This window comes from Pseudomonas azerbaijanorientalis, assembly GCF_019139795.1.
Taxonomy (GTDB): Bacteria; Pseudomonadota; Gammaproteobacteria; order Pseudomonadales; family Pseudomonadaceae; genus Aquipseudomonas; species Aquipseudomonas laurylsulfatiphila.
On the sequence record NZ_CP077078.1, the window covers coordinates 1,260,762 to 1,287,068 of the forward strand.

At 60.0% G+C, this 26,307-nt stretch carries 24 protein-coding genes; 17 read left to right on the forward strand and 7 right to left on the reverse strand.

Features of this window, described 5'->3' with window-relative positions:
- The first annotated feature begins 1 nt into the window (after position 1).
- The 12 genes from iscX to KSS91_RS05575 all read left to right on the forward strand — a co-directional run bounded on the left by iscX (position 2) and on the right by KSS91_RS05575 (position 11,814).
- The gene (iscX, locus tag KSS91_RS05520) at positions 2-202 is read left to right on the forward strand and encodes a Fe-S cluster assembly protein IscX (protein WP_007973999.1); all 201 of its coding nucleotides are present in this window, start codon (positions 2-4) and stop codon (positions 200-202) included.
- A gap of 88 nt (positions 203-290) precedes the next feature.
- Positions 291-716: a nucleoside-diphosphate kinase gene (gene ndk, locus KSS91_RS05525; RefSeq protein ID WP_007903599.1), complete on the forward strand. Its 426-nt coding sequence runs from the start codon at positions 291-293 to the stop codon at positions 714-716.
- A 28-nt stretch (positions 717-744) separates the two neighbouring features.
- Positions 745-1,893, forward strand: coding sequence for a dual-specificity RNA methyltransferase RlmN (rlmN, locus tag KSS91_RS05530; RefSeq protein WP_015093627.1), 1,149 nt, complete (start codon positions 745-747; stop codon positions 1,891-1,893).
- A gap of 12 nt (positions 1,894-1,905) precedes the next feature.
- Positions 1,906-2,664: a type IV pilus biogenesis/stability protein PilW gene (gene pilW, locus KSS91_RS05535; RefSeq protein ID WP_217837280.1), complete on the forward strand. Its 759-nt coding sequence runs from the start codon at positions 1,906-1,908 to the stop codon at positions 2,662-2,664.
- The gene (locus KSS91_RS05540) at positions 2,664-3,704 is read left to right on the forward strand and encodes a RodZ domain-containing protein (protein WP_217837281.1); all 1,041 of its coding nucleotides are present in this window, start codon (positions 2,664-2,666) and stop codon (positions 3,702-3,704) included. Before pilW ends, KSS91_RS05540 begins: the two co-directional genes overlap by 1 nt.
- A gap of 3 nt (positions 3,705-3,707) precedes the next feature.
- Positions 3,708-4,817: a flavodoxin-dependent (E)-4-hydroxy-3-methylbut-2-enyl-diphosphate synthase gene (gene ispG, locus KSS91_RS05545; RefSeq protein WP_003185136.1), complete on the forward strand. Its 1,110-nt coding sequence runs from the start codon at positions 3,708-3,710 to the stop codon at positions 4,815-4,817.
- 23 nt (positions 4,818-4,840) lie between these two features.
- On the forward strand, positions 4,841-6,130 hold the full coding sequence (gene hisS, locus KSS91_RS05550; RefSeq protein ID WP_217837282.1) for a histidine--tRNA ligase: 1,290 nt from the start codon (positions 4,841-4,843) through the stop codon (positions 6,128-6,130).
- Between the two features lie 41 nt (positions 6,131-6,171).
- On the forward strand, positions 6,172-6,813 hold the full coding sequence (locus KSS91_RS05555) for a tetratricopeptide repeat protein (RefSeq protein WP_217837283.1): 642 nt from the start codon (positions 6,172-6,174) through the stop codon (positions 6,811-6,813).
- Complete coding sequence (gene bamB / locus KSS91_RS05560) at positions 6,806-7,957, forward strand: outer membrane protein assembly factor BamB (protein WP_217837284.1); 1,152 nt, start codon at positions 6,806-6,808, stop codon at positions 7,955-7,957. The genes KSS91_RS05555 and bamB overlap by 8 nt, the downstream gene beginning before the upstream one ends.
- Before the next feature lie 232 nt (positions 7,958-8,189).
- Complete coding sequence (der, locus tag KSS91_RS05565; protein ID WP_007973987.1) at positions 8,190-9,662, forward strand: ribosome biogenesis GTPase Der; 1,473 nt, start codon at positions 8,190-8,192, stop codon at positions 9,660-9,662.
- 224 nt (positions 9,663-9,886) lie between these two features.
- A complete protein-coding gene (locus KSS91_RS05570) occupies positions 9,887-11,035 on the forward strand; it encodes a pyridoxal phosphate-dependent aminotransferase (protein WP_217837285.1) in 1,149 nt (382 codons plus the stop codon).
- Entirely contained in the window at positions 11,023-11,814 is a 792-nt protein-coding gene (locus KSS91_RS05575) for an amidohydrolase (protein WP_217837286.1), read from the forward strand. The genes KSS91_RS05570 and KSS91_RS05575 overlap by 13 nt, the downstream gene beginning before the upstream one ends.
- Positions 11,815-12,019: 205 nt before the next feature.
- On the opposite strand, the gene leuA is transcribed toward KSS91_RS05575, so the two are convergent.
- The 4 genes from leuA to KSS91_RS05595 form a co-directional block, all read right to left on the reverse strand.
- The gene (leuA, locus tag KSS91_RS05580; protein ID WP_095964827.1) at positions 12,020-13,699 is read right to left on the reverse strand and encodes a 2-isopropylmalate synthase; all 1,680 of its coding nucleotides are present in this window, start codon (positions 13,697-13,699) and stop codon (positions 12,020-12,022) included.
- 463 nt (positions 13,700-14,162) lie between these two features.
- Entirely contained in the window at positions 14,163-14,984 is an 822-nt protein-coding gene (locus KSS91_RS05585) for a M23 family metallopeptidase (RefSeq protein WP_217837287.1), read from the reverse strand.
- Between the two features lie 3 nt (positions 14,985-14,987).
- Entirely contained in the window at positions 14,988-16,367 is a 1,380-nt protein-coding gene (gene xseA / locus KSS91_RS05590) for an exodeoxyribonuclease VII large subunit (protein ID WP_217837288.1), read from the reverse strand.
- A 42-nt stretch (positions 16,368-16,409) separates the two neighbouring features.
- Positions 16,410-17,300, reverse strand: a complete 891-nt coding sequence (locus tag KSS91_RS05595) for a LysR family transcriptional regulator (protein ID WP_217837289.1) — start codon at positions 17,298-17,300, stop codon at positions 16,410-16,412.
- A gap of 100 nt (positions 17,301-17,400) precedes the next feature.
- On the opposite strand from KSS91_RS05595, the gene KSS91_RS05600 reads away from it, so the two are divergent.
- Positions 17,401-18,168: a sulfite exporter TauE/SafE family protein gene (locus tag KSS91_RS05600; RefSeq protein ID WP_217837290.1), complete on the forward strand. Its 768-nt coding sequence runs from the start codon at positions 17,401-17,403 to the stop codon at positions 18,166-18,168.
- 139 nt (positions 18,169-18,307) lie between these two features.
- On the opposite strand, the gene KSS91_RS05605 is transcribed toward KSS91_RS05600, so the two are convergent.
- Genes KSS91_RS05605 through KSS91_RS05615 form a run of 3 tightly spaced genes read right to left on the reverse strand, consistent with a single transcriptional unit; the run spans position 18,308 to position 20,703 of the window.
- Positions 18,308-18,715, reverse strand: a complete 408-nt coding sequence (locus KSS91_RS05605) for a DNA polymerase III subunit chi (RefSeq protein WP_217837291.1) — start codon at positions 18,713-18,715, stop codon at positions 18,308-18,310.
- An 8-nt stretch (positions 18,716-18,723) separates the two neighbouring features.
- Positions 18,724-19,152, reverse strand: coding sequence for a DNA polymerase III subunit chi (locus tag KSS91_RS05610; protein WP_015093639.1), 429 nt, complete (start codon positions 19,150-19,152; stop codon positions 18,724-18,726).
- 60 nt (positions 19,153-19,212) lie between these two features.
- Positions 19,213-20,703, reverse strand: a complete 1,491-nt coding sequence (locus KSS91_RS05615; RefSeq protein ID WP_015093640.1) for a leucyl aminopeptidase — start codon at positions 20,701-20,703, stop codon at positions 19,213-19,215.
- A 432-nt stretch (positions 20,704-21,135) separates the two neighbouring features.
- Between KSS91_RS05615 and lptF the strand changes: the two genes are divergently transcribed.
- The 4 genes from lptF to lepB all read left to right on the forward strand — a co-directional run bounded on the left by lptF (position 21,136) and on the right by lepB (position 26,139).
- The gene (lptF, locus tag KSS91_RS05620; RefSeq protein ID WP_217837292.1) at positions 21,136-22,254 is read left to right on the forward strand and encodes an LPS export ABC transporter permease LptF; all 1,119 of its coding nucleotides are present in this window, start codon (positions 21,136-21,138) and stop codon (positions 22,252-22,254) included.
- Positions 22,247-23,308 carry an LPS export ABC transporter permease LptG gene (lptG, locus tag KSS91_RS05625; RefSeq protein WP_217837293.1) on the forward strand — a complete coding sequence of 354 codons (1,062 nt, stop codon included), beginning with the start codon at positions 22,247-22,249 and terminating at the stop codon, positions 23,306-23,308. Before lptF ends, lptG begins: the two co-directional genes overlap by 8 nt.
- Positions 23,309-23,479: 171 nt before the next feature.
- Positions 23,480-25,279 (forward strand): translation elongation factor 4, encoded by a 1,800-nt coding sequence (gene lepA / locus KSS91_RS05630; RefSeq protein ID WP_007973962.1) that lies wholly within the window; start codon positions 23,480-23,482, stop codon positions 25,277-25,279.
- Between the two features lie 5 nt (positions 25,280-25,284).
- Positions 25,285-26,139 (forward strand): signal peptidase I, encoded by an 855-nt coding sequence (gene lepB / locus KSS91_RS05635; protein ID WP_015093643.1) that lies wholly within the window; start codon positions 25,285-25,287, stop codon positions 26,137-26,139.
- The last annotated feature ends 168 nt before the right edge of the window (positions 26,140-26,307 follow it).

A 26,307-nucleotide genomic window follows, 5' to 3' on the forward strand; every position in this document is an offset into this window, starting at 1 on the left:
CATGAAACTCAAGTGGACTGATGTGCTGGAGATCGCGATCCAGCTGGCTGAAAGCAAGCCCGACGTGGACCCTATGTCGGTCAACTTCGTCGATCTGCGCAAATGGGTAATGGAATTGCCCGATTTCGACGATATGCCTGAGCATTGTGGCGAAAAGATCCTGGAGGCCATTCAGGCCCACTGGATCGAAGAACGCGATTGAGCCACGCCGCAGGTTAGGCAATACCCGAGAACCCGCGTATAATTCGCGGGTTTAATTTTTCGTAAATTACCGTTTCTGGAGTTACACCATGGCTGTTCAACGTACTTTCTCCATCATCAAGCCTGACGCCGTTGCTAAAAACGTGATCGGCGAGATCACCACTCGTTTCGAAAAAGCTGGCCTGCGCGTTGTAGCTTCGAAACTGAAGCAGCTGTCCAAAGCCGAAGCCGAAGGCTTCTACGCTGAGCACAGCGCTCGTGGCTTCTTCAACGACCTGGTTGCTTTCATGATCTCCGGTCCGGTTGTCGTTCAGGTTCTGGAAGGCGAAAACGCTATCGCTCTGAACCGTGAGCTGATGGGCGCTACCAACCCTAAAGAAGCTGCTGCCGGCACCATCCGCGCTGACTTCGCTGACTCCATCGACGCCAACGCCGTACACGGTTCGGACTCCGAAGCCGCTGCCGCTCGCGAAATCTCGTACTTCTTCGCAGCTACTGAAGTAACCACTCGCTAAGCATTGGCTTAAGAGTGAAGGTGAATCCATGACTACATCGACTGTAAAAACTAACCTGCTGGGTCTGACTCAACAGGAAATGGAAAAATTCTTCGACTCAATCGGGGAGAAGCGTTTCCGTGCCGGTCAGGTAATGAAATGGATTCACCACTTTGGTGTCGATGATTTCGATGCCATGACGAACGTCAGCAAGGCCTTGCGCGAAAAGCTCAAGGCTGTTGCTGAGGTCCGTGGTCCGGAAGTGGTCAGCGAGGACATCTCCAGCGACGGCACCCGCAAGTGGGTGGTGCGCGTGGCGTCCGGCAGCTGCGTCGAGACCGTGTACATTCCCCAGGGCAAACGCGGCACCTTGTGCGTTTCGTCCCAGGCAGGCTGTGCCCTGGATTGCAGTTTCTGCTCCACCGGCAAGCAAGGCTTCAACAGCAACCTCACCGCCGCCGAAGTCATCGGCCAGGTGTGGATTGCCAACAAATCCTTTGGCAGCGTCCCGGCAACCGTCGACCGTGCCATCACCAACGTGGTGATGATGGGCATGGGTGAGCCGCTGCTGAACTTCGACAACGTCGTCGCGGCCATGCATCTGATGATGGACGACCTGGGCTACGGCATTTCCAAGCGCCGCGTGACCCTGTCGACCTCCGGCGTGGTGCCGATGATCGATGAGCTCTCCAAGCACATCGACGTCTCCCTGGCGTTGTCCCTGCACGCACCGAATGACGCATTGCGTAACCAATTGGTGCCGATCAACAAGAAGTATCCGCTTAAGATGCTGCTCGAGTCGTGCCAGCGCTACATGTCGTCCCTGGGCGAAAAGCGTGTGCTGACCATCGAGTACACCTTGCTCAAGGACGTCAACGACAAGCTTGAGCACGCAGTGGAAATGATCGAGCTGCTAAAGAACATCCCGTGCAAGATCAACCTGATCCCGTTCAACCCGTTCCCGCATTCCGGGTACGAGCGTCCGAGCAACAACGCCATTCGTCGCTTCCAGGATCAGCTTCATCATGCCGGTTTCAACGTCACCGTCCGCACCACCCGTGGTGAAGACATCGACGCCGCCTGTGGTCAATTGGTAGGGCAGGTGCTGGATCGCACCCGTCGCAGCGAACGTTATATCGCCGTGCGTGAATTGAACGCCGACAGCGATGTTGCTTCGAGCACTGCGAACAACAATTAAGAGAGGATCTCTATGTCCCTGCGCTTTGCGCTGCTTTTGCTGTTGGCCAGCCTGTGTGCTGGCTGCGTGCTTTCGGGTGATTACAACCCGATGAAGACCAGCAAGGGCCGTGATGAAGCGCGTGAGGCGTATGTGCAACTCGGTATCGGGTATTTGCAACAAGGCATGACCGAGCGCGCCAAGGTTCCGCTGAGAAAAGCCCTGGAACTCGATGGCTCCGACCCTGATGCCAACGCGGCGCTGGGGCTGGTGTTCCAGGCCGAGATGGAGCCGGAACTTGCTGACGAGCATTTTCGCAAGGCGCTGTCTTCCCGTCCGGGCGACGCACGAATCCTCAATAACTACGGCAGCTTTCTTTTCGAGCAAAAACGTTACACGCAAGCCTACGAGCGCTTTGAACAAGCGGCTGCCGATACGCTGTATCCTGAGCGTTCGCGGGTGTTCGAGAACCTGGGCATGACCGCTGCGATGCTCGGCCAGCGTGATCTGGCCCTGCAGCAACTGGAAAAAGCCCTGCGCCTGAACCGGCAACAACCTCGTGCATTGCTGGAAATGGCTGAGTTGTCTTACGAAGACAGGCATTATGTGCCCGCGCGAGATTATTACGACCGTTTCAGCCAGCTCTCCGAGCAAAATGCACGTAGTCTATTGCTCGGCGTTCGGCTGGCAAACGTGTTCGAAGATCGCGACAAGGCTGCAAGTAAAGGCCTGCAACTAAAAAGACTCTATCCCGGTACGCCGGAATATCAGCAATACCTGTCGGAGCAATGATGAAAGCGGCGCATCCCGAAGTTGTAGCAGCGAATCGCGTTAACCCCGGTGAGACTTTGCGCCAGGCCCGCGAAAGCAATGGCTGGTCGCTGGCCGAAGTGGCCCTCAAGCTCAACCTCACCACCACTTCCTTGAGCAATCTGGAAGCCGGCGCTTTCGACAAGCTGCCTGGGCATACCTTTGCCCGTGGTTATATTCGCGCCTATGCCAAGTTGCTCGGCATGGACCAGGCCGTTCTAGTCCAGCAATTCGATCAATCCACCGGTACCGACTCCCAGGGCAGCAATGTTCACAGCCTGGGTCGTATTGAAGAGCCGGTCCGGGTTTCCCACACCATTTTGCGAGTCGTCAGCCTGCTGTTGCTGGTAGCGGTGATTGGTGGCGGTTTCGTCTGGTGGCAGGATCAGACCTCGATGCGCACCAAGGACCTGATCGGTCTGACTCCGGAACACGTAGAAGTCGAAGGGGCCGACGGTACCACACAGATTCATCCGCTGGACGAGCCGGAAGACCAGGCCGTCGTGGAAGGTCAGACCGAAGGCGGAACCGCTCTCGCGTTGCCGCAGGCCGAGGCTCCGGCTGAAGCACCGGAACAGGCTCAAGTGACAACGCCGGCCACCCCGGCAACGCCGACCACACCAGCCGCACCCGCTCATACCCCCGCGCCCGTTGTCGCAGCGCCGGTGACCCCGGCAAATCCGGCTCCGGCAGCGGCTGCCGTCCCGGTTCCTGCGGTGACTGCACCGGTAGTCGCTCAGGCTCCTGCTCCTGCTCCAGCCGCAGCCGCACCGGTGGCCGGTCAAGGCCAGGTTCAGGTGCAGTTCACCTCTGATTGCTGGACACAAGTGACCGACGGTAGCGGCAAGGTGCTGTTCAGCGGTCTCAAACGCAAAGGCGACAGCCTGGCGGTCAATGGCAAACCACCGTTTTCCGTACGCCTGGGCTTTGCCCGCGGCGCTCAGGTCAGCTACAACGGCCAGCCAGTCGATGTCGCTCCGTTCACCAGTGGCGAGACTGCTCGCCTGAAGTTGGGTCAATAAGTCATGCACGGCGAATCTCCAATCAAACGTCGCGAATCCCGCAAGATCTGGGTCGGTAACGTGCCTGTTGGCGGCGATGCGCCTATCGCTGTGCAGAGCATGACCAACAGCGACACCAACGACGTCGCGGCCACGGTCGCGCAAATCAATCGCCTGGAAGCGGCTGGCGTCGATATCGTGCGGGTTTCCGTACCGGACATGGACGCTGCCGAGGCCTTCGGCAAGATCAAGCAGCTGGTCAAAGTCCCCCTGGTTGCCGACATCCACTTCGACTACCGCATCGCGTTGCGCGTCGCCGAGCTGGGTGTCGATTGCCTGCGGATCAACCCGGGCAACATCGGTCGCGAAGATCGCGTGCGCGCGGTGGTCGATGCCGCCCGTGACCGCGGAATCCCGATCCGTATCGGCGTGAACGCCGGTTCCCTGGAAAAAGACCTGCAAAAGAAATACGGCGAGCCCACGCCTGCTGCGCTGGTCGAGTCTGCCTTGCGTCACGTCGAGCACCTTGAACGTCTGAACTTCCAGGACTTCAAGGTCAGCGTGAAAGCCTCCGACGTGTTCATGGCCGTCGAAGCGTACCGCCTGCTGGCCAAGGAAATCGTCCAGCCACTGCACCTGGGCATCACCGAAGCCGGTGGTTTGCGTTCAGGCACGGTGAAATCTGCCGTGGGCCTCGGTATGCTGCTCGCCGAAGGGATTGGCGATACTATCCGCATCTCGTTGGCGGCCGACCCGGTCGAGGAAGTGAAAGTCGGCTACGACATTCTCAAATCCCTGCACCTGCGTTCCCGTGGCATCAACTTCATCGCCTGCCCGAGCTGCTCGCGGCAGAACTTCGATGTGGTCAAGACCATGAACGAGCTGGAAGGGCGCCTCGAGGATTTGCTGGTACCGCTGGATGTTGCGGTCATCGGTTGCGTGGTCAACGGCCCGGGTGAAGCCAAGGAAGCCCATATCGGCTTGACCGGCGGCACGCCCAACCTGATTTACATCGATGGCAAGCCATCGCAGAAACTGACGAATGACAATCTGGTGGATGAGCTTGAACGCTTGATCCGCCAGAAAGCGGCCGAAAAGGTCGAAGCTGACGCTGCCGTTATCGCGCGTGGCTGATCGAACGAATTTAAGGATTTAACGTGAGCAAGTCTCTGCAAGCCATTCGTGGCATGAACGACATCCTGCCCGAACAGACTCCCCTGTGGCGTCATTTCGAAGGCACCGTTTCGCGCCTGCTGGATAACTACGGTTACAAGCAGATCCGCATGCCGATCGTCGAGTTCACCGAGCTGTTCAAGCGCTCCATCGGTGAAGTGACCGACATCGTCGAAAAAGAGATGTACACCTTCGACGACCGCAACGGCGACTCCCTGACCCTGCGCCCTGAAGGCACGGCGGCTTGCGTGCGCGCGGTGCTGGAACATGGCATCACCGGCGGCGGCCAGGTTCAGAAACTCTGGTACATCGGTCCGATGTTCCGTCACGAGCGCCCGCAGAAAGGTCGCTATCGCCAGTTCCACCAGATTGGTGTCGAAGTGTTCAACCTCGACGGTCCGGACATCGACGCCGAACTGATCGTGTTGACCTGGCGCCTGTGGGGCGAGCTGGGCATCCGCGATGCGGTAAAGCTCGAGCTCAACAGCCTGGGCACCAGTGAATCCCGCGGCCGTTATCGCGAAGCACTGGTCGAATACCTCTCGGCGCACATGGACAAACTCGACGAAGACAGCCAGCGTCGCCTGAAAACCAATCCGCTGCGGGTTCTTGATACCAAGAACGCCGAGACCCAGGCGGTATTGGTCGATGCGCCGAAGATGGCCGACTACCTCGACGAAGAATCCCGCGTGCACTTCGAGGGCCTCAAGGCTCGCCTGGACGCCGCCGGCATTCCCTACGTGATCAACCCGAAGCTGGTTCGCGGGCTGGATTACTACAGCAAGACCGTTTTCGAATGGGTCACCGACAAGCTCGGCGCCCAGGGCACCGTGTGTGCTGGCGGTCGTTACGACGGCCTGGTAGAGCAGATGGGCGGCAAGCCGACCGCCGGCGTTGGCTTTGCCATGGGCATCGAACGCCTGGTGCTGTTGCTGGAAACCCTGGAGCAGATCCCGCAAGAGATCTCCCGTCAGGTTGACGTCTACCTCTGCGCCTTCGGTGAAGCCGCCGAACTCGCCGGGCTGACCCTGGCGGAGCGCGTCCGTGACCAGTTGCCCAACCTGCGCCTGCAAGTGAATGCCGGCGCCGGCAGTTTCAAAAGCCAGTTCAAGAAGGCCGACAAGAGCGGTGCGTTGTACGCGCTGATCCTCGGTGACGACGAAATGGCCCAGCAAGTGGTAGGTTTCAAACCCCTGCGTGGCCAGGGTGAACAACAAAGCATTGCCTGGGATGCGCTTGCAGCGCACCTGGCCACCTGCGTCGTGCAGGGTTGAAGCTGTCTAAACAGCCGAATTAGCGATTAAGGAGTATTGGGGTGTCGAGTACCGAAGACGAACATTTGATGGAACTGAAGGAATGGTGGTCACGCAACGGTAAGCCCCTGGTCACTGGCGGCCTGTTGGCGTTGGTCATCGTGTTCGGCTGGCAGGCGTTCCACAAGTATCAGAGCAATCAGTCGCAAGGCGCCTCGATTCTCTATCAGCAATTGCTCGAAACCACGCTGACGCCTGACGGCAAGCCTGATGCGGCTCGTGTTTCGGACCTGGCCGGCAAGCTTAACAGCGAGTACGGCGGCAGCGCCTACGCGCAGTACGGCAGCCTGTTCGTGGCCAAGGTCGCGGTCGACAGCGGCAAGCTGGACGACGCGGTCACCGAGCTCAAGGCTATTGTCGCCAAGCCGGCCAACCCGGCGCTGGGCGAAATCGCCCGTCAGCGTCTGGCCCAGGTACTCGGCGCGCAGAACAAGGCCGACGAAGCCCTGAAGCTGCTCGAAGGCGATGCCGACAAGGCATTCCTGGCCACCCGCGAAGAACTCAAGGGCGACCTGCTGGTGCAGTTGGGTCGTACCGACGAGGCGAGCACGGCGTATCAAAAAGCCAAGGCGGCACTGTCGGATGAAGCGGCGGTCGGTGGCCTGCAAATCAAGCTGGACGACCTGGCCAAAGGGGATGCGTGACGTGATTCGTTGGAAACATGCAGCATTGCTGGCCCTGGCCATTTTGGCCGCGGGTTGCAGCAGCAACAGCAAAAAAGAACTGCCTCCGGCCGAACTGGTCGACTTCAAGGAAGAAGTGGTTCTGCAAAAGCAGTGGAGTCGTTCGATCGGTGACGGTCAGGGCGAAACCTACAACATGCTGGTTCCGGCCATCGATGGCGATACCATCTATGCCGCCGATGTCACTGGCGTGTTGATGGCGATGGATCGCCACACGGGCGACGTCAAATGGAAGAAAGATCTCGAGCTGTCTGTTTCCGGCGCTGTCGGCGTTGGTTACGGTCTGGTCACGATCGGTACGATCAAGGGTGAAATCGTTGCCCTGGACGCGATCAACGGTGAAGAAAAGTGGCGCGCTCGCGTGTCCAGCGAAGTGCTGGCACCGCCAGCCAACAACGGTGACGTTGTGGTGGTTCAGACCCAGGACGATCGCCTGATCGGCCTGGATGCCTCCACCGGTGATCGTCGCTGGATCTATGACAGCACGCCTGCGGTTCTGACCCTGCGGGGCACCAGTGCGCCGATCGTGACCAACCGCCTCGCGGTGGCTGGCCTGTCGACCGGCAAAGTGGTTGCCGTGGACATCTCCAACGGCGTACCGGTGTGGGAACAGCGCGTAGCGATCCCGCAAGGTCGTTCGGAGCTGGAGCGCGTGGTCGATATTGACGGTGGCTTGCTGCTGTCGGGCGAGACGCTGTATGTCGCCAGCTATCAGGGGCGCGTTGCGGCTCTGGACCTGCAAAGCGGCCGTCAGCTCTGGCAGCGTGATGCTTCCAGCTACGCCGGTGTCGCCCAGGGCTTTGGCACCGTTTATGTAAGCCTGTCTTCGGGTACCGTTGAAGGCGTCGACGAGCGTTCCACCACAGCCTTGTGGAGCAACGATTCGCTGGCCCGTCGTCAACTGTCGGCCCCGGAAGTGTTCTCCAGCTACGTTGCAGTCGGTGACCTGGAAGGTTACCTGCACCTGCTGAGTCAGGTGGACGGTCGATTCGTCGGCCGCGAGCGCATCGACAGCGACGGCCTGCGTGCCCGTCCGCTGGTGGTGGGTGACACGATTTATGTGTATGGCAACAGCGGCAAACTGGAAGCCCTGACCATAAAGTAACGACTATGCTTGGGTTTTAACCCCCAAGCGGCTTCACCGTTTGTAGGACTGTAGGAGCGAGCTTGCTCGCGATGGACGTCAACGATGACGTTGGCGGCCTGAATAAACGCGGTGTCTTGGCGTTTTTCGCGAGCAAGCTCGCTCCTACAAATGACAACGTGATTGCCCCGAGCACCAGCCGCTGCCTCGCAGCGGCTTTTGTATTTTCTGAAATAACGAAGTGGAGAGCCGCATGGTTCCCGTAATCGCCCTGGTGGGCCGACCGAACGTCGGCAAGTCCACCTTGTTCAACCGCCTGACCAGGACTCGTGACGCCATCGTCGGCGACTTGTCCGGTCTGACCCGTGATCGCCAGTACGGTGAGGCCAAGTGGCAAGGGCGTTCCTACATTCTGATCGACACCGGCGGTATCTCCGGTGACGAGCACGGTATGGACGAAAAGATGGCCGAGCAGTCGCTGCTGGCCATCGAAGAAGCCGATGTCGTTCTGTTCCTGGTAGATGCCAAGGCCGGTTTTACCGCCGCCGACCAGATGATCGCCGAGCATTTGCGCAAACGTAACAAGCGTTCCCACGTGGTCGCCAACAAGGTCGACAACATCGACCCGGAAATGGCCCGCGCCGAATTCGCCCCGTTGGGCATGGGCCATGCGATCCCGATCGCCGGTGCCCACGGCCGTGGTATCACCCAGTTGCTGGAAGCGGCACTGAGTGAATTCCCGCGTGACGAAGACGAGCCGCAGGAAGGCGAAGAGGAAGAGGTCGTCGCTGAAGGCGAGGAAGCCAAGCGCATTCCTGGCCCAAGTGAAAAGGACGGGATCAAGATCGCGATCATCGGCCGTCCGAACGTCGGCAAGTCGACCCTGGTCAACCGCATGCTCGGTGAAGATCGGGTCATCGTCTACGACCAGCCCGGCACCACCCGCGACAGTATCTACATCCCGTTCGAACGTAACGACGAGAAGTACACGCTGATCGACACGGCCGGTGTGCGCAAGCGCGGCAAGATCCACGAAGAAGTCGAAAAGTTTTCCGTGGTCAAAACCCTGCAGGCGATCAAAGACGCCAACGTGGTGATCTTCGTGATGGACGCCCGCGAAGGTGTGGTCGATCACGATCTCAACCTGTTGGGCTTCGCCATTGAATCGGGTCGTGCGCTGGTCATCGCGATCAACAAGTGGGACGGCATGACGCCGAGCGAGCGCGACTTCGTGAAGGTCGAGCTGCAACGTCGGCTGTTCTTCGTTGACTACGCCGATATCCACTTCATCTCGGCCCTGCACGGCACCGGCGTGGGCAACCTCTACGCGTCGGTACAGAACTCGTTCAAGTCTGCGGTTACCCGTTGGCCGACCAGCCGCCTGACCCAGATCCTCGAAGACGCGGTCAGCGAGCACCAGCCGCCGATGGTCAACAGCCGCCGGATCAAGCTGCGTTATGCCCACCTCGGTGGTGCAAACCCGCCAATCATCGTGATCCACGGCAACCAGATCGAGAAGGTGCCGAAGTCGTACGTGCGCTATCTGGAAAACACTTACCGTCGTGTGCTGAAGCTGGTCGGTACGCCGATCCGCATCGAGTTCAAGGGTGGCGAGAACCCGTACGAAGGCAACAAGAACACGCTCACCGACCGTCAGGTCAACAAGAAGCGTCGTTTGATGTCACACCACAAGAAAGCCGACAAGAAGCGCCGCGATAAGCGCTGATTCCTGAAGGCCAGATCGACCGCTTTTGTAGGAGCTGCCGCAGCTGCGATCTTTTGATTTTGCTTTAAAGACAAGATCAAAGATCGCAGCCTGCGGCAGCTCCTACAGGGGTCGGTCAGAGAAAGGGCGCTCACCAGAGCGCCCTTTTTTTATGGGCGCCGTTTGGGCTATTCTCGGACTCCCCCGCGCCGCCGTAGAGCCGGGTGTAGAGCAGGGAACCACCGATGATCACCAGCAAGCTGCCGAATGTCGGCATCACCATCTTCACGCAGATGTCTCAGCTCGCGGCACAGACCGGCGCGCTCAATCTGTCCCAGGGCTTTCCCGATTTCGCGGCCCCGCAGGCCCTGTGCGATGCGGTCGGCCGGCATATCGCCAGTGGCCACAACCAGTATTCGCCGATGACCGGCCTGCCGGTGTTGCGTCAGCAGATTGCGGTGAAGATCGCCCGCAGCTATGGCACGCAGGTGGATGCGGATACTGAAGTGACGGTCACCCCAGGCGCGACCGAGGCGATTTTCTGTGCCATTCAGGCGGTTATCCACAGCGGCGACGAAGTCATCGTGTTTGACCCGGCATACGACAGCTACGAGCCCTCGGTAGAGCTGGCCGGCGGTCGTTGCGTGCATGTACAACTGGGCTTGAACGATTTCAGTATCAACTTCGAGAAGCTTGCCCAGGCACTGAGCCCGCGCACGCGGATGATCATTCTCAACTCTCCGCACAACCCCAGTGGCGCATTGATCAGTCGTGCCGAACTCGATCAGTTGGCCGCCTTGATCCGCGATCGCGACATCTATGTGATCAGCGACGAAGTCTACGAACACCTGGTGTATGACGGTGTGCCCCATGTCAGCGTGCTGGCCCATGAAGAGCTGTATCAGCGTGCTTTCGTGGTCAGCTCGTTCGGCAAGACCTACCACGTCACCGGCTGGAAAACCGGCTACGTGGTCGCGCCGCCGGCCCTGACGGCGGAATTGCGCAAGGTGCACCAGTACGTCAATTTCTGTGGTGTGACGCCGCTGCAATATGCCTTGGCCGATTTTATGGCCGAGCATCCTGAGCACGTCGAAGAGCTGCCGGACTTCTATCAGGCCAAGCGTGATCTGTTCTGCGATCTGCTGGTGCCGTCGCGTTTCAGTTTCACTCGGGTGAGCGGCACCTATTTCCAGTTGGTCGATTACTCGCAGATCCGCCCGGACCTCAATGATGTCGAGATGGCCCTGTGGATGACTCGCGAACATGGTGTGGCAAGTATCCCGATTTCGGTGTTCTACCAGACGCCGCCTGAAGGGCAGCGTCTGGTGCGGCTGTGCTTTGCCAAGCGTGAGGAGACCCTGTGTGAAGCGGCGGAAAAACTATGCGCGATCTGAGTGAATTGCCGAACCTGACCGTGGCGCTGATCCAGACATCCCTGGCCTGGCACGACCGTCAGGCCAACCTGGAGCATTTTGAGTCATTGCTGGAGCAGGCTCGCGGCGCTGACCTGATCATTCTTCCGGAGATGTTCACCACCGGTTTTTCCATGGAGTCCGAGACCCTCGCGGAATCGGAAAACGGCCCCACCAGCAAGTGGCTGCGGGTTCAGGCGGCAAGACTTAATGCCGTGATTACCGGCAGCGTGATCATCCAGGCCGCCGACGGCAGTCACCGCAATCGCCTGTTGTGGGCACGCCCGGATGGCGAGGTGTTGCATTACGACAAGCGTCACCTGTTCCGAATGGCCGGTGAGCACAACCACTACACCCCGGGCGAGCGTCAGGTGCAGTTCGAGTTAAAGTGCTGGCGCGTGCGGCCGCTGATTTGCTACGACTTGCGCTTCCCGGTGTGGAGTCGTGACGCTCAGGACACGGATCTGTTGCTGTACACCGCCAATTGGCCAGGTGCGCGACGCCAGCATTGGAACCGTCTGCTGCCGGCGCGGGCGATCGAGAACCTGTGCTATGTGGCGGCGGTGAATCGTATTGGTTCAGATGGCAAGGGCTTTGCCTATACCGGGGACAGCCAGGTGCTGGATTTCCAGGGCGAGACGTTGCTGAGCGCGGGAGAGGCGGATGGGGTGTTTCAGGTCGTTCTGAATGCCGCAGACCTTCAAGCTTATCGCACACGGTTTCCGGCGAATCTGGATGCCGATACCTTCGAGTTCACCTGAGATTTTCGCTGCCTGACAGGGCCTCTTCGCGGGCAAGCCCGCTCCCATAGTTGACCGTTGCGAACACAAATTTTGTGTACGCCCACATACCCTGTGGGAGCGGGCTTGCCCGCGAAGGGGCCGGTTCAGACAACAAAAAACAAGCAGGCAAAAAAAGGCCCCGAGGTGCAAACCCCGGGGCCTTTTGCATTTCAGCGAAGGCCGATTACGCCGCTTTCGCTTCCGGCTGGCTCAGCGAACGGTTCAGCGCGCTGAACAGGGCCTTGAAGCTGGCGGTGGTGATGTTTTCATCGATGCCGACGCCGTGCACCGCACGTTCGCCGTTCACGCGCAGTTCAATGTAGGCCGCAGCCTTGGCATTGGTGCCCGCGCCAATGGCGTGCTCGTTGTAGTCCATGATTTCCACCGGGATCGGCAGACCGGCCACCAGCGCTTCCAGGGCACCGTTGCCCTTGCCGCGCCAGTGCAGGTTGGTCTCGCCCTGGCCTTTGCTGGCCACTTCCACTTCGACGGCGCTGTGACCGTTTTCTTCCTGCAGGCGATGGCTGACCAGCGCGTACGGGGTGTTGGCCTGCAAGTACTCGCTGTGCAGCAGCGCGTGGATTTGCTGGGCGGTCATCTCAAGGCCCAGGCGGTCGGTTTCACGCTGCACGACTTGGCTGAATTCGATCTGCATGCGACGTGGCAGGCTGATGCCGTATTCCTGCTCCAGGAGGTAGGCGATACCACCCTTGCCCGACTGGCTGTTGACGCGGATGACCGCCTCGTAGCTGCGGCCGATGTCAGCCGGGTCGATCGGCAGGTACGGCACTTCCCACAAGGCATCGGATTTCTGCTGGGCGAAGCCCTTGCGGATCGCATCCTGGTGCGAGCCGGAGAACGCGGTGTGCACCAGGTCGCCGACGTACGGGTGACGCGGGTGTACCTGGATCTGGTTGCACTCTTCTACGACTTTGCGCACGCCGTCGATGTCGGAGAAGTCCAGCTCAGGGTTCACGCCCTGGGTGTAGAGGTTCAGGGCCACGGTCACCAGGTCGACGTTGCCGGTACGCTCGCCGTTGCCGAACAGGCAGCCTTCGACGCGATCGGCGCCGGCCATCAGGCCCAGTTCGGTGGCAGCAACGCCGGTGCCACGGTCGTTGTGGGTGTGCAGGCTGATGATCACGCTGTCACGACGGTTGATGTGACGGCCGAACCATTCGATCTGGTCGGCATAGATGTTCGGGGTCGCGCATTCGACGGTGGCCGGCAGGTTGAGGATCATCTTGTGCTCAGGCGTCGGGTTCCACACCTCGATTACCGCGTCGCAGACTTCCTTGGCGAACTCCAGCTCGGTGGCGCTGAAGGTCTCCGGCGAGTATTCGAAGGTCCACTCGGTGTCCGGCTGCATGGCTGCGTATTTGACGAACAGCTTGGCGGCGTTCACGGCGATGGCCTTGACCCCGTCCTTGTCCTGGTTGAAGACAATGCGGCGGAAGGAAGGGGAGGTCGCGTTGTACAGGTGAACGATGGCTTTCTTCGCGCCGCGCAGGGATTCGAAAGTGCGCTCGATCAGGTCTTCACGGCCCTGGGTCAGCACCTGGATGGTGGTGTCGTCCGGTATGTGGTTGCCTTCGATCAGGGTACGGACGAAGTCGAAGTCGGTTTGCGAAGCGGCCGGGAACGATGCTTCGATTTCCTTCACGCCGACCTGTACCAGGGTTTTCCAGAAGCGCAGCTTCTTGACGGCGTCCATCGGCTCGATCAGCGACTGGTTGCCGTCGCGCAGGTCGGAACTGCACCAGATCGGTGCTGCGGTGATGGTTTTCGATGGCCAGGTGCGGTCCGGAATGTCGATGGTCGGGAACGCGCGGTATTTCGAAGACGGGTCTTTGAGCATGCTCATCGGGAAATCCTTATTGTGTGGGCCGAAAAAAGGCGGCCTGCCGGTGGATCAAAAGTTCTTGGACTGACGCTTGGGACGAGGCACCACGATTCAGCCCGGCAGTCGTGCGCTGACGAGGCACAGGCTGCGGTGCTGGCGGAGCTGAATGAGGGTGTGAGAGGTTTTCATGCCTTCAACCCTAACCGCGGGGGGAAAGGATGGCAAGCAGTCGAAAAAAATTGAGAGGAATACTCGTGGATGGGTGTTTATCGAGATTTTATTGCTTCAAGTGGTTGCGATGATCTTGTTTTTTGCGCGAGGTTTGAGCGGTGCGCAATTGAGTGAAGCGGGACTCCAGGAGGCAGACTTGGGGGTTCTGGTGGCTGGAATGGCGCCTTCGCGGGCAAGCCCGCTCCCACAGGTACAGCCCAATCCCTGTGGGAGCGGGCTTGCCCGCGAAGAGGCCATCAGCCTCGGCGAAGATTCAGGGCTGAAACGCCCCAATGAAAATGGCCGGATCCACCCGCGCATCGTTCAGGCTGACGTTCCAGTGCATATGCGGCCCTGTAGCCCGGCCGGTTGCCCCGACCTTGCCAACCACGCCACCGCGCGCCAGTTGCTGCCCCACCTTCACGTCGATTTTCGACATATGGCAGAACATGCTGATGAAGCCCTGACCATGATCGACGAAAACCGTATTGCCATTGAAGAAGTAGTTGCCGATCAGGATCACCTTGCCCGCGGCCGGGGTCTTGATCGGTGTGCCGGCCGGCACGGCAAAGTCCAGGCCTGAGTGCGGATTGCGTTCTTCGCCGTTGAAGAATCGGCGCACGCCAAACTTGCTCGACAGCGGCCCGTTCACCGGTTTGTCCAGCAGCAGATTGCTTGGCGTATTGGGGCTGAACGTGCGGTAAGCGGCAATCTGCTCGGCCAGTTCACGCTCGATGCGCTTGAGGTTTTCCGGGTCCGGATTGACCTGCTGGGTGTTTTTCAGGGTGATGCGCTGTTCCGGGTATTTCTTGTTGCCAACCGTAAAATTCAGATTGCGGCCGCCGCTGCTGATCGAGTGAGCCCCCGGCTTGACCGTCAGCGGCACGCCGACTATGGCCAGCCAGTTGTTCTGCTCCTTCACGACCAGCACGGGTTTGCCTTGATAACTGGCTTTTGGCGCCTGGGCGGACGGGCCCAGATCCACCACCGCCACGCCGCCCGGCACCGGTTTGTTCAACAGGCGGGTGATGTAGCTGTCGGCGTGGGCGTTGAAGGTCAGGAGCAGCAACAGCAATGGAGCCAGGAAACGCGGCATGGATCAGTCCAGTAAAGAAAGGGTGACAGGCGTCAGGTGGTTGTCTTCGACCCGCACTTGCAGTTCGCCTTCGCCCAGCTTGGCTTTCAGGCGCTGGCCGGTATGGGTTTGCGCGGCGTTGCGGATCGCAATGCCGCGCTCGTCCAGCAAAATGCTGTAGCCACGGCCGAGGGTCGCCAACGGGCTGACCACATGCAGGGTCTGCATCTGGCTGTGCAATTGCAGGCGACGGTTCTTCAGCCCTTCGCGGATGGCGCGCGGCAGGCGTTCGGCCAGGCTGTCGAGGCGCTGGCGCAACATCGCCAGTTGCCGGCCCGGATGCTGTGCGGCCAGACGGGTTTGCAGACGGATCAAGCGTTCGCGACGGGTGTTGAGGCTACGCTCGAACGCGCGGCGCATGCGCATGTCCAGGTCATCCAGGCGTTGCGCTTGCTGGCGCAGGCGCTCGCCGGGATGACGCAGGCGGCGAGAGACACCTTCCAGGCGCAGGCGGTCGCGCATCAAGCGGTCACGCATGCGCATCACCAGCCGGCGGTGCAGGCTTTCGACCCGACGCACCAGGTCACTGGAATCAGGTGCCAGCAATTCGGCGGCAGCGGAGGGGGTGGGCGCGCGAACATCGGCGACGAAGTCGCTGATCGACACGTCGGTTTCATGCCCGACCGCGCTGACAATCGGCGTCACGCAAGCGTCCACGGCACGGGCCACGGCTTCTTCGTTGAAACACCAGAGGTCTTCCAGCGAACCTCCACCCCGGGCCAGGATCAGGGCGTCGAAACCCCGGGCATCCGCCAGCTTCAGCGCACGGACAATCTGTGCGGTGGCTTCGCGGCCCTGAACCGCGGTGGGGATCAGCGTCAACTGCACCTGCGGTGCGCGACGGCGGAACACGCTGATGATGTCGCGGATCACCGCCCCGGTGGGCGAACTGATGATGCCGATGCGTTGCGGATGCGCCGGTAGCGGGACCTTGCGCTCGGCACTGAACAGGCCTTCGGCGCTGAGCTTTTCCTTGAGTGCATCGAAGGCCAGGCGCAAGGCGCCATCGCCGGCCGGCTCCACGGTGTCGAGGATCAGTTGATAGTCACCGCGCCCCTCGAACAACGAGACCTTGCCGCGCACCTTGACCGCCAGCCCGTCCTTCAAGGCCTGACGAACCCGTGCCGCGTTCTGCCGGAACAGCGCGCAACGCACCTGGGCGCCGCTGTCCTTGAGGGTGAAATACACGTGGCCGGACGCCGGGCGGGCGAGATTGGAGATTTCGCCCTCTACCCAGATGTTGCTGAACACGTCTTCGAGCAACACCCGCGCGCGGCCGTTGAGTTGGCTGACGGTCAGGACTTCGCGGTCCAGGCCGAGTCTTGCAAAGGGATCTTTAATCATGGGGCGCAGTTTAAAGGCATTCTTCAAGTGAATGCACGACCCCTATATGACCAAATGCTCGAGGAACTGTTGAACCAGTGCTGTGGGGTGTTTGCGGTACGCCAGAGCGACGCAGCTATGGCTGCCGGGGTCTGCCAAAGGCAGGAAAAGAACGTTGGGTGGCGCAATGTCTTGCATCGATTCCGGCAAGAGGGCGATACCAAATCCCGCCTGGATCAGTTGCAGTTGCGTGGTTTTACGCGACATTACCCGAGCTGCTTTGGGAAAGAAGCCCTGGCGCATGCACAACTCGGCAGACAGGTAGCTAAGACCGCCTCGCTGGGGATGAGGGATGGAAATAAACGCTTCGTCGCGTAGCTGCGCCAGGTTGATCTTCCGCCCGGATTTGTCCCCGGCCAGCCAGTGATCGGGCGGGACTGCCACCAGCAAAGCTTCGTCGTACAGCGGGTCGATTTGCACCTCTTCACACTGACGCAGCACTGGCAGGCGCAATAGGCCGATGTCCAGTCGGCCGTCCGCCAACTCTTGCAGCTGCGCCTCGGAAGACAACTGAGCGATGTCCATGGACACGCCAGGATGATGTTCGAGATAACGGCCGACGCTGCGCAGCAGTCGGCCGCTCATGGGCACAGTGCTGGAATGGCTCAAGCGTAAGGTGCCGTGTTGACCTTTGCCGATCCTGGTGGCCGTCTCGCTGGCTTTGATCAGCTCGCTCAACAGGTTTTTGGCGCGGGGTAAGAAAGCCTCACCCGCTGGAGTGAGCTGGGGCCGCCGTGCAGTACGTTCGAAAAGTGGGGTTTGCAGGTGGACTTCCATGTCCTTGATTTGCCGGCTCAGGGCCGATTGGGCGATGAACAGGCGCTCGGCTGCGGCGCTGAAGCTGCCGCATTCAGCGATTTCAACGAAGTAACGCAGTTGCCGGGTTGAAAGCACAAGGCATGCCTTTTTGAGATGGGTTAGTGGCTTTGATGATATTAGTCGCAACGCTTAGCGATGGCTAAAGTCAGCGAACTTAAAGTAGAGGAACGCTGCAATGAGCGTATTGACGTTGTTGAACCAATGGCCTTTCAGCGCCATGGACTGGCTGGTCATCGGCGCGGGCATCGCCCTGGCCTACATTGTGTTCGGCATCGCCGGGTTCGGAACGGCGTTGATCGCGGGGCCGATTCTGATTCTGTTCATGCCGCTGTCGAAGATCGTGCCATTGCTGGTGTTGCTCGATTTCGTCGCGGCATTCGGCAACCTGTTGCCTTCGCGGCGGGATGTTGCCCGGTCGGAGCTGTTGCGGCTGCTGCCGTGCATGGCGGTGGGCTGCACGCTGGGAGTGATTTTCCTGCTGAACCTCAAGTCCGATCTGTTGTTGCTGTTGATGGGGCTGTTTATCAGTGCCTATGCGATCTACAGCCTGTGGGTTAAAACCCGCCCGACGCAGTTGTCCGCAGTGTGGGCTCTGCCGATGGGGACGGTGGGCGGGATGTTTGGCGCGTTGTTTGGCAGCGGCGGCTTTCTGTATGCGATCTATCTGAACAGTCGGTTGCCCAAGGAGGCGGCCCGGGCCACCCAGAGCGCACTGATCAGTTGCAGTACAGTGGTGCGATTGAGTCTGTTTGCAATCGCCGGTGTGTATGCCGATCTGCCATTGCTGGTGCTGGCGGTGTGTCTGTTGCCGGCGATGGTGCTGGGGCTGTGGATTGGGCGGCGCCTGACCATGCGGATGTCCCGCGAGGGGTTCGTGCGTCTGGTGACGTGGCTGGTGCTGGCCAGCGGGATTGCGTTGATCGGGCGCTATCTCAGCACCTGAAGATTCAACCTGTTGCAGGGGGCTTTTTGTGGGAGCGAGCTTGCTCGCGATAGCGGTCAAACAGACACATCAATGTTGAATATGACGCCCTCATCGCGAGCAAGCTCGCTCCCACAGAAGAGCCCTCACCGCAAGTTGTTCAATCGTTGTACTGGCTCAACAACCGCTCCAGTCGTGCACTGAGGCGGCGTTTGATTTCGGTCTCGATGTGCGGGGCGAAATCGTCGATCACGTCTTGCATGATCAGCTGCGCGGCGGCGCGAAGTTCGCTGTCCAGGTGCAACAGGTCATCCGGGTTCTTGCTGGCTGCAGGCGCCGGCGCAGCAGTGATGACCGGCTCTACGATCGGGGCAGGGGCTGTCGGTTCGACGGGCGGCGAAGGCTCGCTGACCGCGTCGAACAACATGGGAATCTGTTCCTGATCGCCTTCCTCGACCGTGTCGGTCAGCAGGGGCGGTTGCAGGTTGTCATCGCCGAGCAATTGGCGGATCGACTCAAGGTCGTCCAGCAGGTGCGCGGACTGTTGCAGCGGTTTTGGAGTGTCCATTGGAAGGCTCAGAGTCGCTGTAAACGGTGATCTTGCAGAGGATAGCCCTGTTCGCGGTAGAAACGGAAACTCTCCCGCGCGGCCTGGCGAATCGTCGGGTCTTCCACCACCACTTCCGCCACGCGGGCGAAACGCTGGGCGAAGGCCGGGACTTTCAGGTCGAGATTGACCAGCAAGTCCTGATGCTGACCGCAATCGTCACCCAGACCCAGGACAATCAAGCCATCCGGTTCGTTTTCGGCGGGGCCGTGGGGAACGAAGCTTTCACCCTTGAACGTCCAGAGGCGTGCGTCGAGATCGTTGCGTTGGGCGGCGTCACTGCAATGCAGGTAGACGCGGTGCCCCATGCGCCAGGCCTTTTCGGTGAGCTTGCAAGCGAAATCCAGGCGTGCCGAAGGATCGGCGCTGGGCAGTATATAGAAGTCGACTTTGGTCATTGCGGTTCCTGAGCCCTTGGGGGCACTGCCCGAAAGCAATGCCCCCCAGGGTCATTGGTTTCAGGCTTTGGCGCGGTCCAGCAGGTATTGGGTCAGCAGAGGAACCGGACGGCCAGTGGCGCCCTTGTCCTTGCCGCCGCTGGTCCAGGCGGTGCCGGCGATGTCCAGGTGCGCCCAGTTCAGGTTCTTGGTGAAGCGCGACAGGAAGCAGGCGGCGGTGATGGTGCCGGCTTTCGGGCCGCCGATGTTGGCGATATCGGCGAACGGGCTGTCCAGCTGTTCCTGATACTCATCGAACAGCGGCAGTTGCCAGGCGCGGTCGTCGGCAGCCTTGCCGGCGCTCAGCAGTTGGCCGATCAGTTCGTCGTTGTTGCCCAGCAGGCCCGACGTGTGGGAACCCAGAGCGACCACGCAGGCACCGGTCAGGGTCGCGATGTCGATGACCGCTTGCGGCTTGAAGCGCTCGGAGTAGGTCAGGGCGTCGCACAGCACCAGACGGCCTTCGGCGTCGGTGTTGAGGATTTCCACGGTCTGGCCGCTCATGGTGGTGACAATGTCGCCAGGGCGCGAAGCGTTGCCGCTCGGCATGTTCTCGGCACAGGCCAGGATGCACACCAGGTTGATCGGCAGCTTCAGTTCCAGCACGGCACGCAGGGTGCCGAACACGCTGGCGGCACCGCCCATGTCGTACTTCATTTCATCCATGCCGGCGCCTGGCTTGAGGCTGATGCCGCCGGTGTCGAAGGTGATGCCTTTGCCGACCAGCGCATACGGCTTCTCGGATTTCTTGCCGCCGTTGTATTGCATGACGATCAGGCGTGGCGGCTGGGCGCTGCCCTGGCCTACGGCGTAGAACGAACCCATGCCCAGGGCCTTGATCTTCTTCTCGTCGAGGACTTCGACTTTCAGATCCTTGAATTCCTTGCCGAGGTCTTTCGCCTGCTCACCGAGGAAGGTCGGGTGGCAGATGTTTGGTGGCAGGTTGCCCAGGTTACGGGTGAAGGCCATGCCGTTGGCGATGGCAGTGGCGTGAGTCACGGCGCGCTGCACTTCAGCTTGAGCGGCCTTGATGGTCAGCAGGGTGATTTTCTTCAGGGCGCGGGGATCGGCTTTCTGGCTCTTGAACTGCTCGAAGCTGTACTCGCCGTCCACCAGGGTTTCGGCCAGCAGGCGGGTCTTGCCATAGCTGTCGCGGCCCTTGACCACGACTTCGTCGAGGGCCAGTACCGCGTCGCTGCCGCCCAGGCCCTTCAGGGTGTTGAGGATGCCAGCGATGATTTTGCGGAACGGGCGGTCACCCAGTTCGTCGTCCTTGCCAGTGCCCACCAGCAGAACACGTTCGGCCTTGAGGTTCGGCAGGCTGTGCAGCAACAGGCTCTGGCCAACCTTGCCGGCCAGGTCGCCGCGCTTGAGCACTGCGCTGATCGCGCCGCCGCTCAGTTCGTCGAGTTGTCTGGCAACAGCGCCGAGCTTGCGGCCTTCGCCGACGGAGACCACGAGAGTGGCGGTCTTCAACGTTTCCGGGTTGACGCTTTTTACAACCAGTTCCATGTCCGGGTCCCTGAATTGATGGTTATCACGCATGCACCCGACACCTTATGTGCGTCGATTGCTTATATAAAGAAAGGCGCCAGGATCGACCGGCGACAAAGGCCGCAGTTTGAACCTCGCTACCGGCGGCTGACAACCCTCGGTTGTACGATCTTCATGGAATTGACGGCCTCTGTAGGAGCGAGCCCGCTTGCGAAGAACCCGAGACCACCGCGGGGCTTCAGGCTCTCCGCGTTATCGTTGACGACCATCGTCGGAACGCCGCCCGGAGCAAGCTCGCCCCTACACCCTGCGGCCCTATGCATTGCGCAGTGACAGGCGCACCCAATCACAGGATAATGCGCCATCTTTTTTCGGCGGCTCTGTCTTGCGGGCTGTCCGATATGTTTGCTTGTTTGGCCGCCTTAGCCTGACAACCCTGGAGTGTCTGGTTTGATCGTCTTCCGTTATCTGTCCCGCGAAGTCCTGTTGACCTTGAGCGCCGTCAGCGCCGTGCTGCTGGTCATCATCATGAGCGGTCGCTTCATCAAATACCTCGCCCAGGCGGCCTCGGGCCTGCTGGATCCGGGCTCGCTGTTCCTGATCATGGGCTTTCGCATGCCGGGGTTCCTCCAGCTGATCCTGCCGCTGGGGCTGTTTCTCGGGATCCTGTTGTCCTACGGGCGGCTGTACCTCGAAAGCGAAATGACCGTGCTCTCGGCCACCGGCATGAGTCAGCAGCGGCTGGTCTGGATGACGATGTTTCCTGCCACCCTGGTTGCACTCGTCGTCGCGTGGCTGAGCCTGAGCCTGGCGCCACAGGGGGCCAATCAGTTTCAGCTGCTGCTGAACAAGCAGGATGCGCTCACCGAATTCGATACCCTGGAGCCGGGGCGCTTCCAGTCCCTGCGTGACGGCACCCGGGTCACCTATACCGAGCGCATGTCGGATGATCGCGTGAATCTGGGCGGTGTGTTCATCTCGCAAAAGAACATCAGTTCCAACAACAAGGATCGCGGAATTTCCGTGCTGGTGGCGGAAAAGGGGCGTCAGGAAATTCGCCCGGACGGCAACCGCTACCTGATCCTGGATAACGGCTATCGCTATGACGGTAGTCCGGGTCAGGCCGACTACCGGGCGATCAAGTACGAAGAGTACGGCGTATTGCTGCCAAAGCCGGAAGTCAGCGACGAAGTCACCGACCGCGATGCGATGCCGACCAGTACGTTGATCGGCAGTGAAGACATTCGCATGCGCGCCGAATTGCAATGGCGCATATCGCTGCCATTGCTGGTGTTCATCGTGACCTTGATGGCGGTGCCGCTGTCGCGGGTCAACCCGCGTCAGGGCCGATTCCTCAAATTATTGCCGGCGATTCTTCTTTATATGGCTTACCTGAGCATTCTGATTGCCGCCCGCGGTGCCCTTGATAAAGGCAAGATCCCCGCCGCGGTGGGCTTGTGGTGGGTGCACGGGATTTTCCTCACCATTGGCCTGGGCCTGCTCTATTGGGAGCCTTTGCGCTTGAAGCGGGCGAGTCGCCGCAGCGCGCTGGAGGTGGCCCGTGGTTAAGCTGGATCGCTACATTGGTAGCAGCGTGTTCATGGCTATTCTCGCGGTGCTCGGGATCATTCTTGGTCTGGCGACGCTGTTTGCCTTCATCGATGAGATGGGTGAAGTCAGCGATACCTACACTCTGGTCGATGTGCTGGGCTATGTGACGCTGACGGCGCCGCGCCGGATGTACGAAATGCTGCCGATGGCCGCGCTGATCGGTTGCCTGATCGGCTTGGGCACTCTGGCCAGCAACAGTGAATTGACGATCATGCGCGCCGCCGGTGTGTCGGTCGGCCGGATCGTCTGGGCGGTCATGAAACCGATGCTGGTGTTGATGCTGGCGGGCTTGCTGATCGGCGAGTACGTCGCTCCGCCTGCTGAAACCGCCGCGCAGGCCAATCGCTCGCTGGCCCAGGGCAGCGGCGATGCACAAAGCGCCAAGCACGGTTTGTGGCACCGCCAGGGCGATGAGTTCATTCACGTCAACTCGGTGCAGCCTAATGGCATCCTGTACGGCGTGACTCGCTATCGTATCGACAGCGAGCGGCACATGCTGTCGGCGAGTTTCGCCAAGCGTGCCGAGTTCGACACGGATCACTGGCAGTTGACGGACGTCACGACCACAGTGTTCCACGAGCGCAGTACTGAAGTGGTGTCGCACCCGGTCGAGCGTTGGAACGTGGCCTTGAGTCCGCAACTGTTGAGCACCGTGGTCATGGTGCCAGAGTCGCTGTCGATCAGCGGTCTGTGGGGTTATATCCACTACCTGGCGGACCAGGGGTTGAACAACAGCCGTTACTGGCTGGCATTTTGGGTCAAAGTGTTGCAGCCGCTGGTGACTGCCGCCCTGGTGTTGATGGCGATTTCCTTCATCTTTGGTCCGCTGCGTTCGGTGACCCTGGGTCAACGGGTGTTCACCGGCGTGCTGGTGGGCTTCACCTTCCGCATCGTTCAGGATTTGTTGGGCCCTTCGAGCCAGGTGTTCGGCTTCCCACCGTTGCTTTCGGTGCTGGTGCCGGCGGGTATTTGTGCCGTGGCCGGGCTCTGGCTGTTGCGCCGGGCAGGTTGATGGCGGGCTTTTTCCGACCGCTTTGACGATCAAAAACGCCCTTGTCGCAAGACCGGGGCGTTTTTGTAGGTGCCGTCTGACCTGCGAACGTGACGCTTGTGCCGTGGATCAGGTACAATTCCCGGCTATTTTTCGGCGGGCTATGCCTGCAGCCTTTTTGAGTGTTGATCCGTGAGTGATTTGAGTCATATCCGCAATTTCTCCATCATCGCCCACATTGACCATGGCAAGTCGACGCTGGCCGATCGCTTCATCCAGATGTGTGGCGGCCTGGCCGAGCGCGAAATGGAAGCCCAGGTCCTGGACTCCATGGACCTCGAGCGCGAGCGCGGGATCACCATCAAGGCGCACAGCGTTACTCTGTATTACAAAGCCAAAGACGGTATCAACTACCAGCTGAACTTCATTGACACCCCCGGCCACGTTGACTTCACCTACGAAGTCAGCCGTTCGCTGGCGGCCTGTGAAGGCGCGCTGCTTGTGGTCGACGCCGGCCAAGGCGTTGAAGCGCAGTCGGTTGCCAACTGCTACACGGCGATCGAGCAGGGCCTGGAAGTGATGCCGGTGCTGAACAAGATCGACCTGCCACAGGCCGATCCTGAGCGTGTCAAGGAAGAAATCGAAAAAATCATCGGCATCGATGCCACCGACGCGGTCACTTGCTCTGCCAAGACCGGTCTGGGCGTCGATGAAGTGCTCGAGCGCCTGGTGACCACCATTCCTGCGCCGACCGGCAACATCGAAGATCCGCTGCAAGCGTTGATCATCGACTCCTGGTTCGACAACTACCTGGGCGTTGTCTCCCTGGTGCGCGTGCGCCACGGCCGCGTGAAGAAGGGCGACAAGATCCTGGTCAAGTCCACCGGCAAGATCCACCTGGTGGACAGCGTCGGTGTATTCAACCCGAAACACACCCCGACCGTTGACCTGAAGGCCGGCGAAGTGGGCTTCATCATTGCCAGCATCAAGGACATTCACGGTGCGCCAGTGGGCGATACCCTGACCTTGAGCTCGACGCCGGACGTCGACGTGCTGCCAGGCTTCAAGCGCATTCAGCCGCAGGTTTACGCCGGCCTGTTCCCGGTCAGCTCCGACGACTTCGAAGACTTCCGCGAGGCGCTGCAAAAGCTCACCCTCAACGATTCGTCGCTGCAATACACGCCGGAAAGCTCCGATGCCCTGGGCTTCGGCTTCCGTTGCGGCTTCCTCGGCATGCTGCACATGGAAATCATCCAGGAGCGCCTGGAGCGCGAGTACAACCTGGACCTGATCACCACGGCGCCTACGGTAATCTTCGAGCTGCTGCTCAAGACCGGCGAGACGATCTACGTCGATAACCCGTCGAAGCTGCCGGACCTGTCTGCCATCGAAGACATGCGCGAGCCGATCGTGCGCGCCAATATTCTTGTGCCGCAAGAGCACCTGGGCAACGTCATTACCCTGTGCATCGAAAAACGCGGTGTACAGGTCGACATGCTGTTCCTCGGCTCTCAGGTACAAGTGACCTACGACTTGCCGATGAACGAGGTGGTGCTGGACTTCTTCGATCGTCTTAAATCCACCAGTCGCGGCTATGCTTCTCTGGACTACCATTTCGATCGTTACCAATCGGCCAGCCTGGTGAAACTGGACGTGCTGATCAACGGTGACAAGGTCGACGCCCTAGCGCTGATCGTGCACCGTGACAATTCGCACTACAAAGGTCGCCAGCTGACCGAGAAGATGAAGGATCTGATTCCTCGGCAGATGTTCGACGTGGCAATCCAGGCCGCCATTGGCGGGCAGATTGTGGCGCGGACAACCGTCAAGGCGCTCAGAAAGAACGTATTGGCCAAATGCTACGGTGGTGACGTCAGCCGTAAGAAAAAGCTGCTGGAAAAGCAAAAGGCCGGTAAGAAACGCATGAAGCAGGTCGGCAACGTGGAAATTCCACAGGAAGCCTTCCTTGCAGTGCTCAGGTTGGATAGTTAGGTCCTATGTCACTAAATTTCCCGCTGTTGCTGGTCATCGCCGTATTTGTCTGCGGCTTGTTGGCGTTGCTCGATCTGTTGATCCTGGCCCCGCGTCGGCGTGCCGCCATCGCTTCCTATCAGGGCAGCGTCAGCCAGCCTGACATGGTCGTGGTCGAGCAGCTGAACAAAGAGCCGCTGCTGGTCGAATACGGCAAGTCGTTCTTCCCGGTGTTGTTCATCGTGCTGGTGCTGCGTTCGTTCCTGGTGGAACCGTTCCAGATTCCTTCCGGTTCGATGAAGCCAACCCTGGATGTCGGTGACTTCATCCTGGTGAGCAAGTTTTCCTACGGGATCCGCTTGCCGGTGATCGACAAGAAAGTCATCGAAGTCGGTGATCCGCAGCGCGGCGATGTGATGGTATTCCGCTATCCGAGCGATCCGAACGTCAACTACATCAAGCGTGTGGTTGGCTTGCCGGGCGACACTGTTCGCTACACCGCCGACAAGCGTCTGTTCGTCAACGGTCAGTCGATTGCCGAGCAACTGGTCGGCTCCGAGCCGGGCACGCTGGGCAGCGCCGAGCTCTACAAGGAAAAACTCGGCGCCGCCGAGCACATGATCCGTAAAGAGATGAGTCGCTACCGCGCCATGCCGGACCATTCGTGGACCGTGCCGGCCGGGCACTACTTCATGATGGGCGACAACCGTGACAACTCGAACGACAGTCGCTACTGGGATGATCCGAGCATTCCCAAGGATCTGCTGGGCATGGTTCCCGACAAGAATATCGTCGGCAAGGCCTTCGCGGTCTGGATGAGCTGGCCGGAACCCAAACTCAGTCACCTGCCGAATTTCTCGCGGGTTGGCCTGATCAAGTAATCAAACACGGCGCTGTTGAACACAGCGCCGAATGCATTTCTGGAACCTGAAGAAGGTGACGGAAAAAGCATGAAGCCAATGATATTCAGGACGTTATTTTTGAACACAGCGTTAATTGTCCCAAGCCTGCGCCGCCTCACGGCGATGGCAGTGCAATCGAACCACGAA

Excerpts from the sequence above, each read along its gene's own strand:
- KSS91_RS05600 (WP_217837290.1), top strand. The coding sequence starts at position 17,401 with ATGAGCGTATTGACGTTGTTGAACCAATGGCCTTTCAGCGCCATGGAC.
- KSS91_RS05585 (WP_217837287.1), bottom strand. The coding sequence starts at position 14,984 with ATGCCGCGTTTCCTGGCTCCATTGCTGTTGCTGCTCCTGACCTTCAAC.
- der (WP_007973987.1), top strand. The coding sequence starts at position 8,190 with ATGGTTCCCGTAATCGCCCTGGTGGGCCGACCGAACGTCGGCAAGTCC.
- rlmN (WP_015093627.1), top strand. The coding sequence starts at position 745 with ATGACTACATCGACTGTAAAAACTAACCTGCTGGGTCTGACTCAACAG.
- bamB (WP_217837284.1), top strand. The coding sequence starts at position 6,806 with ATGCGTGACGTGATTCGTTGGAAACATGCAGCATTGCTGGCCCTGGCC.
- KSS91_RS05615 (WP_015093640.1), bottom strand. The coding sequence starts at position 20,703 with ATGGAACTGGTTGTAAAAAGCGTCAACCCGGAAACGTTGAAGACCGCC.
- KSS91_RS05570 (WP_217837285.1), top strand. The coding sequence starts at position 9,887 with ATGATCACCAGCAAGCTGCCGAATGTCGGCATCACCATCTTCACGCAG.
- pilW (WP_217837280.1), top strand. The coding sequence starts at position 1,906 with ATGTCCCTGCGCTTTGCGCTGCTTTTGCTGTTGGCCAGCCTGTGTGCT.
- lepB (WP_015093643.1), top strand. The coding sequence starts at position 25,285 with ATGTCACTAAATTTCCCGCTGTTGCTGGTCATCGCCGTATTTGTCTGC.
- ispG (WP_003185136.1), top strand. The coding sequence starts at position 3,708 with ATGCACGGCGAATCTCCAATCAAACGTCGCGAATCCCGCAAGATCTGG.
- KSS91_RS05605 (WP_217837291.1), bottom strand. The coding sequence starts at position 18,715 with ATGGACACTCCAAAACCGCTGCAACAGTCCGCGCACCTGCTGGACGAC.
- ndk (WP_007903599.1), top strand. The coding sequence starts at position 291 with ATGGCTGTTCAACGTACTTTCTCCATCATCAAGCCTGACGCCGTTGCT.
- xseA (WP_217837288.1), bottom strand. The coding sequence starts at position 16,367 with ATGATTAAAGATCCCTTTGCAAGACTCGGCCTGGACCGCGAAGTCCTG.
- leuA (WP_095964827.1), bottom strand. The coding sequence starts at position 13,699 with ATGAGCATGCTCAAAGACCCGTCTTCGAAATACCGCGCGTTCCCGACC.
- KSS91_RS05575 (WP_217837286.1), top strand. The coding sequence starts at position 11,023 with ATGCGCGATCTGAGTGAATTGCCGAACCTGACCGTGGCGCTGATCCAG.
- KSS91_RS05610 (WP_015093639.1), bottom strand. The coding sequence starts at position 19,152 with ATGACCAAAGTCGACTTCTATATACTGCCCAGCGCCGATCCTTCGGCA.
- KSS91_RS05540 (WP_217837281.1), top strand. The coding sequence starts at position 2,664 with ATGAAAGCGGCGCATCCCGAAGTTGTAGCAGCGAATCGCGTTAACCCC.
- iscX (WP_007973999.1), top strand. The coding sequence starts at position 2 with ATGAAACTCAAGTGGACTGATGTGCTGGAGATCGCGATCCAGCTGGCT.